The 16,260-nt window shown below is 71.4% G+C and carries 15 protein-coding genes; 12 read left to right on the plus strand and 3 right to left on the minus strand.

Going from position 1 to position 16,260, the window contains the following annotated elements:
• Positions 1-9: 9 nt before the first annotated feature.
• Complete coding sequence (locus tag HMPREF0063_RS14875; RefSeq protein ID WP_007079527.1) at positions 10-1,410, minus strand: amidase; 1,401 nt, start codon at positions 1,408-1,410, stop codon at positions 10-12.
• Between the two features lie 61 nt (positions 1,411-1,471).
• On the minus strand, positions 1,472-2,062 hold the full coding sequence (locus HMPREF0063_RS14880) for a hypothetical protein (RefSeq protein WP_007079528.1): 591 nt from the start codon (positions 2,060-2,062) through the stop codon (positions 1,472-1,474).
• A gap of 144 nt (positions 2,063-2,206) precedes the next feature.
• Between HMPREF0063_RS14880 and HMPREF0063_RS14885 the strand changes: the two genes are divergently transcribed.
• From HMPREF0063_RS14885 to HMPREF0063_RS14925, 9 genes are all read left to right on the plus strand, one after another.
• The gene (locus HMPREF0063_RS14885) at positions 2,207-2,782 is read left to right on the plus strand and encodes a TetR/AcrR family transcriptional regulator (protein ID WP_007079529.1); all 576 of its coding nucleotides are present in this window, start codon (positions 2,207-2,209) and stop codon (positions 2,780-2,782) included.
• A gap of 28 nt (positions 2,783-2,810) precedes the next feature.
• A complete protein-coding gene (locus HMPREF0063_RS14890; RefSeq protein WP_007079530.1) occupies positions 2,811-5,042 on the plus strand; it encodes an MMPL family transporter in 2,232 nt (743 codons plus the stop codon).
• Positions 5,043-5,210: 168 nt separating this feature from the next.
• The gene (locus HMPREF0063_RS14895; protein WP_007079531.1) at positions 5,211-5,567 is read left to right on the plus strand and encodes an ArsR/SmtB family transcription factor; all 357 of its coding nucleotides are present in this window, start codon (positions 5,211-5,213) and stop codon (positions 5,565-5,567) included.
• Positions 5,564-6,046 carry an SRPBCC domain-containing protein gene (locus tag HMPREF0063_RS14900; RefSeq protein ID WP_007079532.1) on the plus strand — a complete coding sequence of 161 codons (483 nt, stop codon included), beginning with the start codon at positions 5,564-5,566 and terminating at the stop codon, positions 6,044-6,046. Before HMPREF0063_RS14895 ends, HMPREF0063_RS14900 begins: the two co-directional genes overlap by 4 nt.
• Positions 6,043-6,594: a TIGR03086 family metal-binding protein gene (locus tag HMPREF0063_RS14905; RefSeq protein ID WP_007079533.1), complete on the plus strand. Its 552-nt coding sequence runs from the start codon at positions 6,043-6,045 to the stop codon at positions 6,592-6,594. Before HMPREF0063_RS14900 ends, HMPREF0063_RS14905 begins: the two co-directional genes overlap by 4 nt.
• A gap of 132 nt (positions 6,595-6,726) precedes the next feature.
• Positions 6,727-8,580: a molecular chaperone DnaK gene (gene dnaK / locus HMPREF0063_RS14910; protein WP_007079534.1), complete on the plus strand. Its 1,854-nt coding sequence runs from the start codon at positions 6,727-6,729 to the stop codon at positions 8,578-8,580.
• Positions 8,577-9,212 carry a nucleotide exchange factor GrpE gene (gene grpE, locus HMPREF0063_RS14915; protein WP_007079535.1) on the plus strand — a complete coding sequence of 212 codons (636 nt, stop codon included), beginning with the start codon at positions 8,577-8,579 and terminating at the stop codon, positions 9,210-9,212. The genes dnaK and grpE overlap by 4 nt, the downstream gene beginning before the upstream one ends.
• A gap of 24 nt (positions 9,213-9,236) precedes the next feature.
• Positions 9,237-10,367, plus strand: a complete 1,131-nt coding sequence (gene dnaJ, locus HMPREF0063_RS14920) for a molecular chaperone DnaJ (protein ID WP_007079536.1) — start codon at positions 9,237-9,239, stop codon at positions 10,365-10,367.
• Between the two features lies 1 nt (position 10,368).
• Positions 10,369-10,743: a heat shock protein transcriptional repressor HspR gene (locus HMPREF0063_RS14925; protein ID WP_007079537.1), complete on the plus strand. Its 375-nt coding sequence runs from the start codon at positions 10,369-10,371 to the stop codon at positions 10,741-10,743.
• Positions 10,744-10,840: 97 nt separating this feature from the next.
• Here HMPREF0063_RS14925 and HMPREF0063_RS14930 read toward each other — a convergent pair whose 3' ends face one another.
• The gene (locus tag HMPREF0063_RS14930) at positions 10,841-11,848 is read right to left on the minus strand and encodes an alpha/beta hydrolase (protein WP_007079538.1); all 1,008 of its coding nucleotides are present in this window, start codon (positions 11,846-11,848) and stop codon (positions 10,841-10,843) included.
• 219 nt (positions 11,849-12,067) lie between these two features.
• On the opposite strand from HMPREF0063_RS14930, the gene HMPREF0063_RS14935 reads away from it, so the two are divergent.
• The 3 genes from HMPREF0063_RS14935 to HMPREF0063_RS14945 are packed head-to-tail and all read left to right on the plus strand — an operon-like array spanning position 12,068 to position 16,242.
• Positions 12,068-12,538: an RDD family protein gene (locus tag HMPREF0063_RS14935; RefSeq protein ID WP_007079539.1), complete on the plus strand. Its 471-nt coding sequence runs from the start codon at positions 12,068-12,070 to the stop codon at positions 12,536-12,538.
• 50 nt (positions 12,539-12,588) lie between these two features.
• Entirely contained in the window at positions 12,589-15,381 is a 2,793-nt protein-coding gene (gene ppc, locus HMPREF0063_RS14940) for a phosphoenolpyruvate carboxylase (RefSeq protein WP_007079540.1), read from the plus strand.
• 42 nt (positions 15,382-15,423) lie between these two features.
• Positions 15,424-16,242, plus strand: a complete 819-nt coding sequence (locus HMPREF0063_RS14945; RefSeq protein ID WP_007079541.1) for an adenylate/guanylate cyclase domain-containing protein — start codon at positions 15,424-15,426, stop codon at positions 16,240-16,242.
• Positions 16,243-16,260: the final 18 nt, after the last annotated feature.

A 16,260-nucleotide genomic window follows, 5' to 3' on the forward strand; every position in this document is an offset into this window, starting at 1 on the left:
TCGAGGGGGTCAGCCGGGTCGGCGACCCGCCCACGGGGCGGCGGCCTCCACCTGACCCAGCAGGCTGAAGAGCTCGGCGTCGTGGCCCGCGTGGGTGGCCAGCATCACCCCGACCGGCAGCCCGTCGACCGACCCGAGGGGCAGGCTCGCCGCCGGGACGCCGGCCATGTTGTAGACCGCGGTGAACGGCGTGAACATCAGCTCGCGCCGGTGGTCCTCGGCGGGGTCGCCGGACTCGGTGAACCAGGCGTGTGGTTGCGGCGGCATCGCCAGCGTCGGGGTGAGGAAGGCGTCGAAGTCGGCCAGACCGGTCATCACCCCGCGGGTGGTGAGGTCGAGGAACTGCATCGCTGCGGCCAGCTCGGCCGCCGTGGCGCGACCGCCGCGCTCACGCCAGTAGCGGGTGTTGGCCCGCAGCATCGGCGCGGCCTCGTCGGGGATCGGAGCGGCGGCCATGCCGCTGGACCACACGACGTTGAACTGCGGCTCCAGCTCGGCGGGGAACGGGTTCGGCACGTCGACGACGTCGTGACCGAGGGCGGCCAGGAGTCGGCCGGCGTCCTCCCACACCGCCACCACCGCCGGATCGGTCTCGATGCCCGGCAGGTACGGCTGCGACCACCGCGCAATGCGCAGACGCCCGGGGTCGCGGTCGACGCACGACGCGAACGGGGTCGGCGGATCGGGCAGACCGCGGGCGTCGCCCACCTGTCGGACCGCGAGCACGTCGAGGAGCGCGGCGGCGTCCCGGACGGTGCGGGCCAGCGGCCCGTCCCCGGCCAGGCCGTTCCAGTCGCTGCCGGCCGGCCCCGGGCTCACCCGGCCGCGGCTCGGCTTGAACCCGACCACGCCGCAGCAGCTCGCCGGGATCCGGATCGACCCGCCGCCGTCGCTGCCGGCGGCCAGCGGCACCAGCCCCGCGGCGACGGCCGCTGCCGCACCCCCGCTGGAACCCCCGGCATTGCGGGAGGGGTCCCACGGGGTCGCCGCCGGCCCCACCACGTCGTTGTCGGTGTACGAGGACAGTCCGAACTCGGGAGTGTTGGTCTTGCCCAGGCTGACGAAGCCGGCCTGCTCGACGAGGCGCACCACGTGCGCATCGGTGTCCGGCACCGCGTCGGCCAGGAGGGCCGACCCCATCGTCGTGCGGACACCCGCCGTGGGGGTGAGGTCCTTGAACGCCGTGGGGACACCGCAGAAGATCGGCACCTCACCCGCGGCCCGGCGACGGTCGGCGTCGTGGGCGGCCCGCAGCGCACGGTCCGGCGTGAGGGTCACGAACGCCCCGAGGTCGGGTCCGAGCCGGTCGGCGCGGTCGAGGTGGTGGCTCACCAGCTCGACGGCGCTGACCACCCGGCGGGTCAGCAGGTCGGCCTGGTCATGGGCGTCGAGCTCGTGCAGGTCGGTCACGGGACCATCATCACCGTGCGACCGACTCGGGTCGACCTGCCCCGACCGCGGCCGGTGAGGGTCAGTCGGCCCAGCGCCACGTGGCGAGCAGCGACTCGGCGGTCTCGACCCGCTCGTCGTCGGGGACGTCGACGCCGAAGGAGAAGGTGATGATGTAGCGCGCACCCGCGTGGGTCACGAGGTACTGGCGGCTGACGGACGTGCCCGTCGCGGCGGTGGCCGTGATGACCGATGCCGTCTCGCCGTCGACCTCGTACGGGTCGCCCTCGGCCATGCCGGTGAATCCGACCGACTCGAGCTCGGCGAAGCCCTGCGACACCACCTCGTCGGCCGACAGGTCCAGCGCACCGGTGCTGCGGATGACGTTGACGTTGGTCGCGAACGGACCCTGGGTCGGTTCGACGAACAGGACCTCGGGGGCGAAACCCGGGACCTCGCCGGCCGCATCGCGCCAGCCGTCCGGCGGGGTGAACGAGAAGTCGTCGGTGCCGACCGTGCCGGCGTCGACGGTCGGCCCGTCCGCGTCGGCCGACACGGTGGCAGTGGCTGCGGGGCGGTCCTCGCCGTCGTCGTCCGCCTCGTCGGACCCACAGCCGACGAGCAGGCCGATCAACAACAAGGGGGCGACGAGCGCGAGGCGGGTCCGATGCATGGCAGGAGCCTAGGCTGCCGGCCGCGCACGGTCGTGACCAAGGTCACGGCCTCCCGATTTCAGCCGCCCCGGAGGTCGGCCTACAGTCGAAACGAAACCGTCTCGTTTCGATGACGTCCAGTCGTCGACCTGCTCAGGAGCACCATGACCCGCCTCACCGCCGACCGGCTCGACGAGCTGCACCGTGGTGTGCTGATGCTCGTCGCCGAGCACGGCTACGAGAAGGTCACGATGGACCGGATCGCCGAGGTGACGCGCAGCAGCAAGGCGACCCTGTACCGCCAGTGGGGCAGCAAGCTCGACCTGGTCGTCGACGCGCTGGGTTCGTCGGCCTCGATCGACGAGGAGCCGCCCGACACCGGCACGCTCGGCACCGACCTGCACGAGCTGGTCGACCGCGGCCTGCGCAACCGCGCCCAGATGTCGTACCAGAACGACCTGATCGCCGCCCTCATGCACGCGGTGAAGGCCAGCCCGGAGCTCGGGGCCGCCCTGCGGGAGCAGATCCTCGCCAGCATCCGGTCGACCCTCGGGTCGGTCCTGGACCGGGCGACCGACCGCGGGGAGGTCGACGCCGACTGGACCGGCCGCGAGCACCTCGTCACCGCGTTCATCGCGCCGTTCGTCCTGCACGACCTCGTCTCCGGCACGGAGCCCGACGCCGACTTCCTGCACAGCTGGGTCGACATCGTCCTCCTGCCCGCCCTCACCGTCCGCTGACCCTTCCCCACCTTCTCGAGGAGACCCCATGGCCCGGCACCTGTTCCGCATCGGACGCTGGTCGTTCCGTCATCGCCGCATCGTCGTGTCGGTGTGGCTGGGCCTGCTCGTGGCCGTCGGCATCGGGGCCACGACCCTGTCCGGTGACACGTCCGACGAGTTCAGCATTCCCGGCATCGAGTCCACCGAGGCGTTCGACCTGATCAAGGAGCGCACGCCCGAGGCTGCGCCGGACGGAGCGACGGCACGGGTGGTGTTCCGTGCGCCCGGGGGTGAGCGGCTCGACGACCCCGCCAACGAGCGGCTGGTGCTCGACACCGTCGACGCCCTGACCACCGACAACGTCGTCAGCGCTGTCGACCCGTTCACGGCCGGCGCGATCTCCGACGACGGCCGCACCGGCTACGCCACCGTGTCGTACGCGGTCAACTCCATCGAGCTCACCGCTGCCGACAAGGAGGCCCTCGAGTCGGCCCCGGACGCGGCCCGCGGTGCCGGACTGCAGGTCGCCATCGGGGGCGACGCCGTGCAGGAGGTGCCCCACGGCGGGACCGCCGAGCTGATCGGCATCGGTGTCGCGATCATCGTGCTCGTCCTCACCTTCGGCTCGTTGCTGACGGCCGGCATGCCGTTGCTGACCGCCCTGGTCGGGGTGGGCATCGGCGTCGCCGGCATCACCACCCTCACCGGCTTCATGGACCTCGGGGCGACCACCCCGATCCTCGCGACGATGCTCGGGCTCGCGGTGGGCATCGACTACGCCCTGTTCATCGTGTCGCGCTACCGGCACGAGGTGGCCTCAGGTCGTCCTCTGGAGGAGGCCGCCGGACATGCGGTCGGCACGGCCGGTTCGGCCGTCGTGTTCGCCGGGCTCACCGTGATGGCGGCGCTCGCCGGTCTCTCGGTCGTCGGCATCTCCTTCCTGACCGAGATGGGCCTGGCCGCGTCGGCCACGGTCGGCATCGCGGTCCTGATCGCCCTGACGATGCTGCCGGCGGTCTTCGGGTTCGCCGGGACCCGGATCCGACGCGACCGACTGCCGGGTGTGAAGGCCCGCGACCCCGAGGCGAAGGACGTCCGCACCCTCGGTCGTCGCTGGGCCGACCTGATCACCCGGCGAAAGGGCGTCACCTTCGGCGCCGGGCTGGCCGTCGCCGCGGTCCTGGCGATCCCGGTGGCCTCGTTGCAGCTGGCGCTCCCGGACGACGGCTCGGCCTCGGACGGCTCGGGCCCCCGGGTCGCCTACGACCTGATCGCCGACAACTTCGGCGCGGGTACCAACGGTCCGCTGCTCGTCGTCGTCGACGTCGCCGGTGCGGCTGATCCCGGCGCCGCGGTCGACCGTGCCGTCGCCGCGGTGTCCGGTGTCGAGGAGGACGTCGCCCAGGTCATCGCGCCGGCTCCGCCGGCCGACGCGACGCCGGAGGAGCTCGCCGACTTCCAGCAGCAGTTCGCGGACGCGCAGTACGCGACCATCACCGTGATTCCCGAGAGCGGCCCGTCGGACGCCGCCACCCAGCAGCTGGTCGACGACCTGCGGGTCGCCCTGGCCGACCTGCCCGACCAGACCGGCGCGCGGGCGCTCGTGACCGGTCAGACCGCTCTCGGCGTCGACATCTCCGAGAGCCTCGGCTCGGCGCTGCCGAAGTACCTGCTGGTGGTCGTCGGTTTCGCCCTGGTCCTGCTCACGGTGGTGTTCCGGTCGATCCTGGTGCCTCTCAAGGCCGTGGGCGGGTTCCTCATCTCCGTCGGTGTCGCGCTGGGTGCGACCGTCGCGGTCTTCCAGTGGGGCTGGTTCGCCGATCTGATCGGCGTCGACAACCCGGGCCCGGTGCTGTTCATGCTGCCGCTGCTGCTGACCGGCATCCTGTTCGGACTCGCGATGGACTACGAGGTGTTCCTCGTGTCGCGGATGCGGGAGGAGTACGTGCACGGCGCCGAGGCGACCGAGGCGGTCGTGACCGGCTTCCAGCACGGTGCCCGCGTGGTCACCGCGGCCGCCGCGATCATGGTCGGCGTCTTCGGCGGGTTCGCTCTGGGCGACGACGTCATCATCAAGTCGATCGGCTTCGGCCTTGCCGTGGGCGTGCTGGCTGACGCGTTCCTCGTGCGGATGACCCTCGTGCCGGCGTTCATGGCGCTGGTCGGCGACCGTATGTGGTGGCTCCCGACGTCGCTCGAACGGGCCCTGCCGAACCTCGACATCGAGGGCGAGGCGCTCGCCCGCGACGACCGCGAGCTCGTCGGCGCCGGCCGCTGACCCGTGGGCGGTGGGTGAGCAACCCTTCCCCCGGACCGGCGGTGGGTGAGCAACCGCATCAGGCGGTCGTTCGGTACCTCACCTACCGCCACCGTCTGCAACCAGATGGTTGACAAGGCCGACCGGTCGTGGTTCCGTGGTTCTCAACCCAACAGTTGAGGACGTGACATGGCTGACCAGCTCTCGCGGGTGTTCGCCGCCTTGGCCGACCCGACCCGCCGCGACATCGTGGCGCGACTCACCGTGGCCGACGCCACGGTGGGCGAGCTCGCCGACCCCTACGACGTGACCGTCCAGGCCGTGTCGAAGCACCTGCGGGTGCTGGAGGACGCGGGTCTGGTCAGTCGCACCAAGGACGCGCAGCGCCGCCCCGTGCACCTGGAGGCGGAGGTGTTCGACCTGATGACGAAGTGGATCGAGCGCTACCGCCGTCAGGCCGAGCAGCGGTACCAGCGGCTCGATGCCGTGCTGGCCGCCCTGGACGACGCCACCGTCACGTCCGCCGAGGAAGGAACCGCATCATGACCACTGCCACCGAGGCCACGATCGAGGCCGATCCCGCTCTCCCGATCATCCGCATCACGCGCGACTTCGCTGCCACCCCCGCTCAGCTCGTCCGTGCCCACACCGACCCCGACCTGTTCGCGCGCTGGGTCGGACCCGACGGGATGGAGACCCGCATCGTGGAGTGGGACGCCCGCAACGGTGGTGCCTGGCGCTACGTGGCCGGCCGCGACGGCGAGGAGTACGGCTTCCGCGGCTGCTTCCACCGGATCAGCGCCGACACGATCGTGCAGACCTTCACCTGGGAGGGGATGCCGGAGGAGGTCTCGCTCGAGACTCTGCGCTTCGAGGACCTCGGCGACGGTCGTACCCGCCTGCACGCGCAGTCGCTGGTCGACTCGTTCGAGGGTCGCGACGCGTGGCTGCGCAGCGGCATGGAGGTCGGCGTCGACCAGGGCTACGCCAAGCTCGACGCGATGCTCGGGGACGTCGAGGCATGACCGCCGCCGAGCACCACCGAGCGGTGGCCGCGAGATTCGGCGAGCGGGTCGCAGGCGTGACGGACTGGTCCGTCCCGGCCCCTGTCGACGGGTGGACGGCGCGCGACGTCGTGCGACACCTCGTCGAGTGGTTGCCCGGGTTCCTCGCCGCCGGAGGGGTGGAGCTGGCGCCGGGTCCGGCGGTCGACGAGGATCCGGTCGCGGCCTGGGAGCACCACGGCGAGCAGGTGCAGGCGCTCCTCGACGGCCCCGACCCCGGCCGCGACTTCACCCACCCGCACGTCGGCACCCAGCCGCTCGACCAGGCGATCGACCGGTTCTACACGGCCGACGTCTTCCTGCACACCTGGGACCTCGCCCGCGCGACCGGTCAGGACGACTCCCTCGACGAGGAGTTCAGCGTCGAGATGCTGGCCGGCATGCAGCCGATGGAGCAGCTCCTGCGGGACTCCGGCCAGTACGGGCCGGCCGTGCCGGTGCCCGCCGACGCCCCGGTGCAGGACCGCCTCCTGGGCTTCATCGGCCGTGACCCCGCCTGGAGGCCCTGACCGCGCGGGCCGGTGCTGCGGGGCGTGGGAGGGGAATGATCCACGCTGGATCGAGGTTGATACGGTCAGACTCAAGTCATCTGACTGACAGTCTTCAAGCACTCGTAGTCCCCGATCAGCAGGAGGAACACCATGGCACGCGCCGTCGGAATCGACCTCGGCACGACGAACTCCGTCGTGGCCGTCCTGGAGGGCGGAGAGCCCACCGTCATCGCCAACGCCGAGGGAGCGCGCACGACCCCGTCGGTCGTCGCCTTCGCCAAGGACGGGGAGGTGCTGGCCGGTGAGGTCGCCAAGCGCCAGGGTGTCACCAACGTCGACCGCACGATCCGCTCGGTCAAGCGCCACATGGGCACCGACTGGAGCTCGGAGGTCGACGGCAAGACGTTCAACCCCCAGCAGATCAGCGCCTTCATCCTGCAGAAGCTCAAGCGCGACGCCGAGGCGTACCTGGGCGAGGCGGTGACCGACGCGGTCATCACCGTGCCCGCCTACTTCAACGACCACCAGCGCCAGGCCACCAAGGAGGCCGGCGAGATCGCCGGCCTCAACGTCAGCCGGATCATCAACGAGCCGACGGCCGCGGCCCTGGCGTACGGCCTCGACAAGGGCGACGACCAGACGATCCTCGTGTTCGACCTCGGTGGCGGCACGTTCGACGTCTCGCTGCTGGAGATCGGTGACGGTGTCATCGAGGTCAAGGCCACCAGCGGCGACAACCACCTCGGTGGTGACGACTGGGACGAGGCGGTCATCAACTGGATCGTGTCGAACTTCAAGTCCAAGACCGGCATCGACCTCACCAAGGACAAGATGGCGATGCCGCGCATCCGCGAGGCCGCCGAGCGGGCCAAGATCGAGCTGTCCAGCTCGTCGTCGACCGCGATCAACCTGCCCTACATCACCGTGCAGGACGGCAACCCCGTCTTCCTCGAGGAGACGCTGAGCCGCAGCGAGTTCGAGAAGATCACCGCCGACCTGCTCGAGCGCACCAAGGCGCCGTTCAACAACGTCATCCGTGACGCCGGGATCAAGGTGGCCGACATCGACCACGTCGTCATGGTCGGCGGCTCCACCCGCATGCCGGCCGTGACCGAGGTGGTCAAGGGCCTCACGGGCGGCCGCGAGCCCAACAAGGGCGTCAACCCCGACGAGGTCGTCGCGGTGGGCGCCAGCCTGCAGGCCGGCGTGCTCAAGGGCGAGGTCAAGGACGTCCTGCTGCTCGACGTCACCCCGCTGAGCCTGGGCATCGAGACCAAGGGCGGCGTGATGACCAAGCTCATCGAGCGCAACACCACCATCCCGACCAAGCGCTCCGAGGTCTTCACCACCGCCGACGACAACCAGCCGTCGGTCGCGATCCAGGTGTACCAGGGCGAGCGCGAGATGGCGTCCGGCAACCAGCTGCTGGCCACCTTCGAGCTCACCGGCCTGCCCCCGGCCCCCCGCGGCGTGCCGCAGATCGAGGTGACCTTCGACATCGACGCCAACGGCATCGTCAACGTCTCGGCCAAGGACCGCGGTACCGGCAAGGAGCAGTCGATGACCATCACCGGCGGTTCGGCCCTGTCCAAGGACGACATCGACAAGATGGTCAAGGACGCCGAGGCGTACGCCGAGGAGGACCGCAAGCGCCGCGAGGACGTCGAGGTCCGCAACACCGGCGAGTCGCTGGCCCACACCACCGAGAAGTTCCTGGCCGAGAACGGCGACAAGGTCGGCGAGGAGCTCAAGAACGAGGTGCAGGCCGATCTCGACGCCCTCAACGAGACCCTCCAGGGCGAGGACCTGGACGCGGTCAAGGAGGCCACCACCAAGCTCGGCGAGTCCAGCCAGAAGCTCGGCACCGCGATGTACGAGGCGGCCGCCGCGGAGGCTGCCGCGTCGGCGCCGTCCGGTGATGCGCCGGCCGACGGCACCGATGCCGCCGGTGACGACGACGTGGTCGACGCCGAGATCGTCGACGACGAGGGTGAGACCAAGTGACGGGACCCGGCGAGCCGGGTGACGTCGAGGAGTCGCCGGCGGGGGAGACCCCGCCGGCGGCCCCGGCCGACGACGCTGCCGGCGATGCTGTCGACGGCTCCGCCGACGACGCGGCCGGGTCCGCCGGTGCTGATGACCCGTTGGCGGCGGCTCAGGCCGACCTCGCCGAGCGCACCGCCGACCTGCAGCGGCTGCAGGCGGAGTACGTCAACTACAAGCGCCGCGTCGACCGTGACCGGGAGCTGGTCAAGGCACAGGGTGAGGCGAAGGTCCTCGACTCCCTGCTGACCGTGCTGGACGACCTCGGTCGGGCCGAGGAGCACGGCGAGCTCACCGGTGGGTTCAAGGCCGTGGCCGACGCGCTGCGGTCTGCGGTCGGCAAGCACCACCTCGAGGCGTTCGGTGCCGAGGGCGACGCGTTCGACCCGGCCGTGCACGAGGCGGTGTTCCAGGTCGGGGAGTCCTCCGACGTCACCGTCACGACGGTCGGGCAGGTGCTGCGGATCGGTTACCGGGTCGGCGACCGGGTGCTCCGGCCCGCCACGGTGGGTGTCGTCGAGCCCGGCGACGCCCCGGAGGCGGCAGAATCGGACACGACGTCAGCCGGCGCGACCGACGACCCGACCGACTGAGTCAACGAGAAGGGAGGTGCGTGCATGAGTGCCAGCGACTGGTCCAGCAAGGACTTCTACGCCGTGCTCGGGGTCAAGAAGGACGCCGGTGCCGACGAGATCAAGAAGGCCTACCGCAAGCTCGCGCGCGACAACCACCCTGACTCCAACCCCAACAACAAGGCGGCCGAGGAGCGGTTCAAGGCCGTGTCCGAGGCCTATGCGGTGCTGTCGAGTCCGGCCAAGCGCAAGGAGTACGACGAGCAGCGGACGCTGTTCGGACAGTTCCGCGGCGGGGGGTTCCCGGGGGGTCAGCCCGGTGGCCAGCCCGGCGGGGCCCAGTTCGACTTCGACCTCGGCGACATCCTCGGGGGCGTGTTCGGTGGCCGCGGCCGCCAGCGCGCCCGGTCGACGGCCCGGCGGGGCGACGACCTCGAGACGGCAGCCACCATCACCTTCGAGCAGGCCGTCGAGGGGGTCACCCTGCCGTTGCGCATGACCAGTGACGAGCCGTGCACCACCTGCCACGGCACCGGCGCCCGCCCGGGCACCGTGCCGAAGGTGTGCACCAACTGTCAGGGCAGCGGCATGCAGACCGGCGCGAACGGCGGCGTCTTCGCCATGACCGAGCCGTGCCAGCAGTGTCGCGGCCGCGGCCTGAAGGTCGAGCACCCGTGCGACACGTGCCGCGGGTCGGGGCGGTCCCCGTCGAGCCGCACCCTGCAGGTCCGGGTGCCCGCCGGCGTCAAGGACGGCCAGAAGATCCGGCTCAAGGGCAAGGGCGGCCAAGGGGCCGGCGGTGGCCCCGCCGGCGACCTGCTGCTGCTCGTGCACGTGGAGCCGCACACGCTGTTCGGCCGCAAGGCCGAGCACCTCACCATCACGGTGCCGATCTCGTTCGACGAGGCCGCCCTGGGCGCCGACATCAGTGTCCCGACCCTCGACGGCCCGCCGGTCCGTCTGCGGGTGCCCGCGGGCACCCCGGCAGGGCGCACCTTCCGCGCCAAGGGCAAGGGCGCACCCGGCAGGAACGGCACCCGCGGCGACCTGCTGGTCACCGTCGAGGTGCAGGTGCCGCACGACCTCACCGACGAGCAGCGAGCCGCGCTCGAGGCGTTGCGCGCTGCGCGCGGCAGCACGACCCCCCGCGACGGACTCTTCGAGGCGGTGACCTGACATGCAGTTCCAACCCCCGGGCCCCGAGGCGAAGGTGTTCGTCATCAGCGTGGCGGCCGAGCTCTCGGGTCTGCACCCGCAGACCCTGCGCACCTACGACCGGCTCGGACTGGTCGAGCCGGGTCGCACGGGCGGCGGCGGGCGCCGTTACTCGGTGCGCGACATCGAGCTGCTGCAGACCATCGCCCGGCTGACCGCCGAAGGCCTGGGTCTGGAGGGCGTGAAACGCGTCATCGAGCTGCAGAACCAGGTGCTGGCCCTGCAGGAGAAGGTGGCCGAGCTGCAGCAACAGCTGGCCGCGGCGGACCAGGTGCAGAACCTGCCGGTCCCCTTCGCGTCGCAGCACGTCACGGTCTGGCGCCGCACCCCCCGCTGATTCCCAGGAAATCCCAGAAAACTGTCACCTGTCCCCTGTTGCAACAGGGGTGACGTGACAGTTTTCTGGGATTTCCTGGGAATCAGCGCCGAGGGGGTCAGCCGAAGAGCTGGGTGTTGCCGAACAGCGGGAGCTGGGCGAAGCACCGCACCCGGTGGACGTCGCTCGGGTCGAGGGTGTTGAGGATGATCTGGGCGACGTTCTTGCTGTACGACAGGCTGAGGTGCTCGGACCGGTCGAGCAGGCACACGTCCTGGATCGTGATGTTGTGGACCGTCGCGCCGGGGCCGGCCTCGATGAAGGCCGCGGTGTAGGGGGTCACGACCTCGTCCTTGCGGGTGGCGATGTTGGTGTAGGTCACGCCCGGGACGGTCTGCCCGTTGCCGTTGAGGCGCTGGTAGAACGGTGTCTGCGGTGCGGGGCTCGGATCGACCTGCTGGGCCAGGGCGGGCAGCTGGAGCAGCTCCAGGCCCAGGAACACCGGTGCCAGCAGCCCCAGGGTGCTCCCGAGCCGCGTGATCCCGAACAGGTTCGTCGGCCGGTTGGACGAGGCGAGTCCGACCACGTTCGCGACGTGGTCCGCGCCGCCCAGCACGTTGGTGTAGTACCGCGAGATCATGCCGCCCTGCGAGTGGCCGATCAGGTCCACCTGGGTCGCGCCGGTCGCGGCGAGCACCCGGTCGACGAACACGCCGACCTCGGTGGCGTTGTCGACCAGGTCGCCGGTGCCGTTGACGAACGGGATGCCCGTGCTGTTGCCGAAGTTGAGGGCGAACACGCAGTAGCCCTGGTCCTCGATGATCGGCGACAGGCCGTTCCAGTTGTTGTACGCGTTCTCCAGCGTCCCGTGCACCAGCACGACCGGCCGGGGGTGCTGGGCCGACGGCCGGCAGGACCAGTCGTTCGCGCCGGCCGGGTCCGCGGCCGGCCGGACGATCGACGTCGCCAGCGCTGCGGGGAACGAGTTGTCGCCGCCGAAGGAGCCGAACAGGAGGGGTCGGGGCGTCGGGTCGACGGCCGCGGCCGGACCAGCCACGGCGACCGAGAAGGTCAGGGCGGCGAGGACGCCGACGGCGAGCCGCCGGACGGACGAGTGGTGCTTCATGGTGGTTCCCCCGGGAGGCGCAGGTGCGACGGACCTGACCATCCTCGGCTGCACCGGGCCGCCCCGACAGGACCACGACGATCGTCCGGTCGCCGCGGGTGATCGATCCGGTCCGCCCGTCCCCCGCTCACGGACCGGCGCGAGCCGGGCACCCGCGGAAACGCAGACAGGTGGTCCGGGCGGCCCCTAGTCTGGCGGTCCGCAGACCAGGAGGACGCCATGACCCAGCCATCGATGCCCCCGCCGCCGCCGGAGCAGAGCCCGACCACGTTCGCCTCGTGGGGGCAGCGGGTCGGCGCCCTCATCATCGACATCATCCCGCAGCTGGTCGTGTTCGTCGTGTGCGCGGTGCTCTTCGGGGAGTCCGAGACCGGGGACGGGAGCTTCTCCTTCCAGCTGGCCGGCGTCGGGGCCGTCCTGTACTACCTGCTGGCCTTCGCGTGGTTCGGCTACAACTGGCTGTACCTGCAGGGCACGACGGGTCAGACCGTGGGCAAGAAGGCCCTCGGCATCGGCGTGCACCGGGCCGGCACCCGCGAGCCGATCGGGCCGGGCCTGACCTTCGTCCGCCAGCTGGCCCACATCCTCGACTCGCTGCCGTGCCTCATCGGCTACCTCGTGCCGCTGTTCGACGGCGAGCGCCGGACCTTCGCCGACATGATCATGTCGACCCGGGTGCACCGGGTCTGACGCCCTCGCGGCGAAACCTCGCCGTCACCTGACCGACGTAGGTTGGTCGGGTGACGCCCGAGATCTCCCACGCCGACCGCCTGCCCGAGCAGAACCTCCCTGCGGACGTCCCGCAGGAGGAGGTCCTGCGCAGCGACGTGCGGCGGGTCGCCGACCTGCTCGGCCAGACCCTCGTCCGACAGGAGGGTCAGGAGCTGTTCGACCTGGTCGAGCGGGTGCGGGTGCTGTCCCGCCGCCGCGACGACGAGGGCGCGGCCGAGGACCGGGCGACGGTACACGCCCTGCTCGACGAGCTGCCCACCGACACCGTCGCCTCGCTCGTGCGGGCGTTCAGCGTGTACTTCAACCTGGCCAACGTGGCCGAGCAGGTGGCGCGGGTCCGGGAGGTCGTCGACCGGCCGTACGGCACGGGGTGGCTCGACCGGGCCGTGGCCGAGATCGTGGAGGACCAGGGCCCGGGTGCGCTCGCGGAGGCCTTCGCGTCGCTCGACATCCGGACGGTGTTCACCGCCCACCCCACCGAGGTCAGCCGGCGGTCCACCCTCACCAAGATCCGCCGGATCGCCGACATCCTCGGCGAACCGTCGGACGACGACACGGTGCTGCGTCGTCGGCAGGACGCGAACCTCGCCCAGCTGATCGACCTCATCTGGCAGACCGATCCGGTGCGCCGCAACCGGCCCACCCCACTCGACGAGGCCCGGCATGCTGTCTACTACCTGCAGGACATCCTCGACGAGACCATGCCGACCCTGTCGGCCGATCTGGCCGACACGCTCGCCGTCCACGGCATCCGGCCCGCCGCCACGGCCCGACCGCTGAGCTTCGGGTCGTGGATCGGCGGCGACCGCGACGGCAATCCGAACGTGACCCCCGAGATCACCCGTGAGGTCCTGCGGCTGCAGCACCGGATCGCCAACCGCGTCGTCACCGCCAGCCTCGACGTGCTGATCCGTGAGCTGTCGACCTCGGTCGACCTGGTCGGGGTCGGCGACGACCTGCTCGCGTCGCTCGAGGTCGATCTCGAGGTCCTCACGGACCTCGATCCGCGCCTGCTCAGCGTCAACGCCGCCGAGCCCTACCGGCTCAAGCTGTCGTGCATGCGGCTGAAGCTCGAGCACACCGCCGACCGCATCGCCGCCGGGGCCGCGCACGTCCCGGGCCACGACTACGCCGACCGCTCCGAGCTGCTCGCCGACCTCGCCCTGGTGGACGGGTCGCTGCGCGCCCACGGCGGCGAGATCGTCGCCGACCGGATGGTGGCCGACACGATCCGCACGGCCTCGCTCGTGGGACTGCACCTGGCCACCCTGGACGTGCGGGAGCACGCCGACGCCCACCACCACGCCGTCGGGCTGCTCGTCGACCGGGTCGGTGAGCAGCCGGTCGCCTACGCCGACCTCGACCGGGCGGCCCGGCACCGTCTGCTGTCCGTCGAGCTGGGGTCGCGCCGGCCGCTCAGCCCGCAGCCGCCCGCTCTCGACGAGGCCGCCGCCCGCACGTACGGCGTGTTCGAGGTCATCCGCGAGATGCACGGTGTGTTCGGGCCGGAGGTCGTGGAGTCCTACATCGTGTCGATGAGTCAGGGCGCCGACGACGTGCTGGCGGCGGCCGTCCTGGCGCGCGAGGTCGGGCTGGTCGACCTGCACTCCCCGGAGCCGGTCGCCCGCATCGGCTTCGTGCCGCTGCTGGAGACCATCGAGGAGATCCGCCGGGCCGGTGACGTGCTCGACGACCTGCTGGGTGACCCGGTGTACCGGCGCATCGTCAGCCTGCGCGGCGAGGTGCAGGAGATCATGCTGGGCTACTCCGACTCCAACAAGGAGGGCGGCATCACCACCAGCCAGTGGGAGCTGCACCAGGCCCAGCGCAGTCTGCGGGACGTCGCGGCCCGGCACGGCGTGACCTTGCGGCTCTTCCACGGTCGTGGCGGCACGGTGGGTCGTGGCGGCGGTCCCACCTACGACGCGATCCTCGCCCAGCCGTGGGGGGTGCTGGCCGGCGACATCAAGTTCACCGAGCAGGGCGAGGTCATCAGCGACAAGTACGCGTTGCCGGTGCTCGCGCGCGAGAACCTCGAGCTGTCGATGGCCGCGGTCCTCACGGCGTCGTCGCTGCACACCGAGTCGCGTCAACCCGCCGAGACCCTCACCGACTGGGACACCACGATGGAGCTGGTGAGCGGTCGCGCCTACGCCGCCTACCGCGAGCTGGTCGAGGACCCGTCGCTGTTCGACTACTTCCTCGCCTCGACACCGGTCGACCAGCTGGGTGGGCTCAACATCGGGTCGCGACCGGCGCGGCGCCCCGACTCCGGTGGTGACATCTCCGGGCTGCGCGCGATCCCGTGGGTGTTCGGCTGGACGCAGTCCCGCCAGATCGTGCCGGGCTGGTTCGGGGTCGGCAGCGGCCTGCGCGCAGCGCGGGAGGCCGGTCACGAGGCCGCGCTCGCCCAGATGCTGGAGCAGTGGCACTTCTTCGGCACCTTCATCTCCAACGTCGAGATGACCCTGGCCAAGACCGACCTCGCGGTCGCGTCGCACTACGTCTCCGCCCTGGTGCCGGACGACCTGCAGCACGTGTTCGACCTGATCCGGGCCGAGCACGCGATCACGGTCGAGGAGGTGCTGCGCGTCACCGGTGAGCAGCGGCTCCTCGACCACCAGCCGGCCCTGCGCCGCACCCTGGAGATCCGCGACACGTACCTGCAGCCGATCTCCTACGCCCAGGTCGACCTGCTGGCCCGGTCGCGTCAGGACCCGGACTCCACCGACGAGCACCTGCGGCGCGCCCTGCTGCTCACCGTCAACGGCATCGCGGCGGGCCTGCGCAACACCGGCTGATCCCCGTGGGGCGGCGCCCCGCCGGGGTGCGAGGATGCGGGGGTGTCCGTGCTGGAGATCGTCCTGGTCGCGCTGCTGGGCGGCGTGTCTGTGTACGCGGTCGTCCTGCGGTCCCAGCTGACCCGGTCGCGGGTGCTGGTCAAACGGCTGGAGGCCGAGCGGGCTGCCCGTGACCCGCGACGTCGGCGGCGTTCGGCGCCGCTGGTGGTGCGCCGGGCCGAGAAGGCCGTCAAGGCGGTCACCGAGTCGGCCGACATCCTGCGGACGCGCGGGGTCAGCGGCCTGGTCGCGTCGTCGATCGAGGACCTGACCGAGTGGGTCCGTGAGGACCGGGCGGCGGTCGAGAGGTTCGCCGCGCCCGACGGGACGGTGACGGTGTTCTTCTCCGACATCGAGGGCTCCACCGCGCTGAACGAACGGCTGGGCGACCGGGCGTTCGTCAAGGTGCTCGCCCGCCACGACGAGCTGGTCCGCACCTCCCTGGCCAACCACGACGGCCACGTGGTCAAGACCCAGGGCGACGGCTTCATGGTGGTCTTCCGGCAGTCCGCCGACGGGGTCCGCGCGGCCCTGGAGATCCAGGAGCGGCTCGGCCGCGAGCGCGGACGGCTGCGGTCCCACGACATCGCGGTTCGGATCGGTCTGCACCGCGGTGCCGTGGTCGCGCGGGACGGCGACTACTTCGGCCGCAACGTGGCCCTCGCCGCCCGGGTGGCGGCCGAGGCCGCCGGCGGTGAGGTGCTGGTGAGCGACGAGCTGCGCGAGTCGCTGCTGGACGCGACCGAGTTCGTGTTCGACGAGGTGCGTGAGGTCGAGCTGAAGGGTTTCACCGGGCTGCAGCGGCTCTGGCTCGTGGGCTGACGCAGCGGCCCGGCGTGG

It is taken from the genome of Aeromicrobium marinum DSM 15272, assembly GCF_000160775.2.
GTDB lineage: Bacteria > Actinomycetota > Actinomycetes > Propionibacteriales > Nocardioidaceae > Aeromicrobium > Aeromicrobium marinum.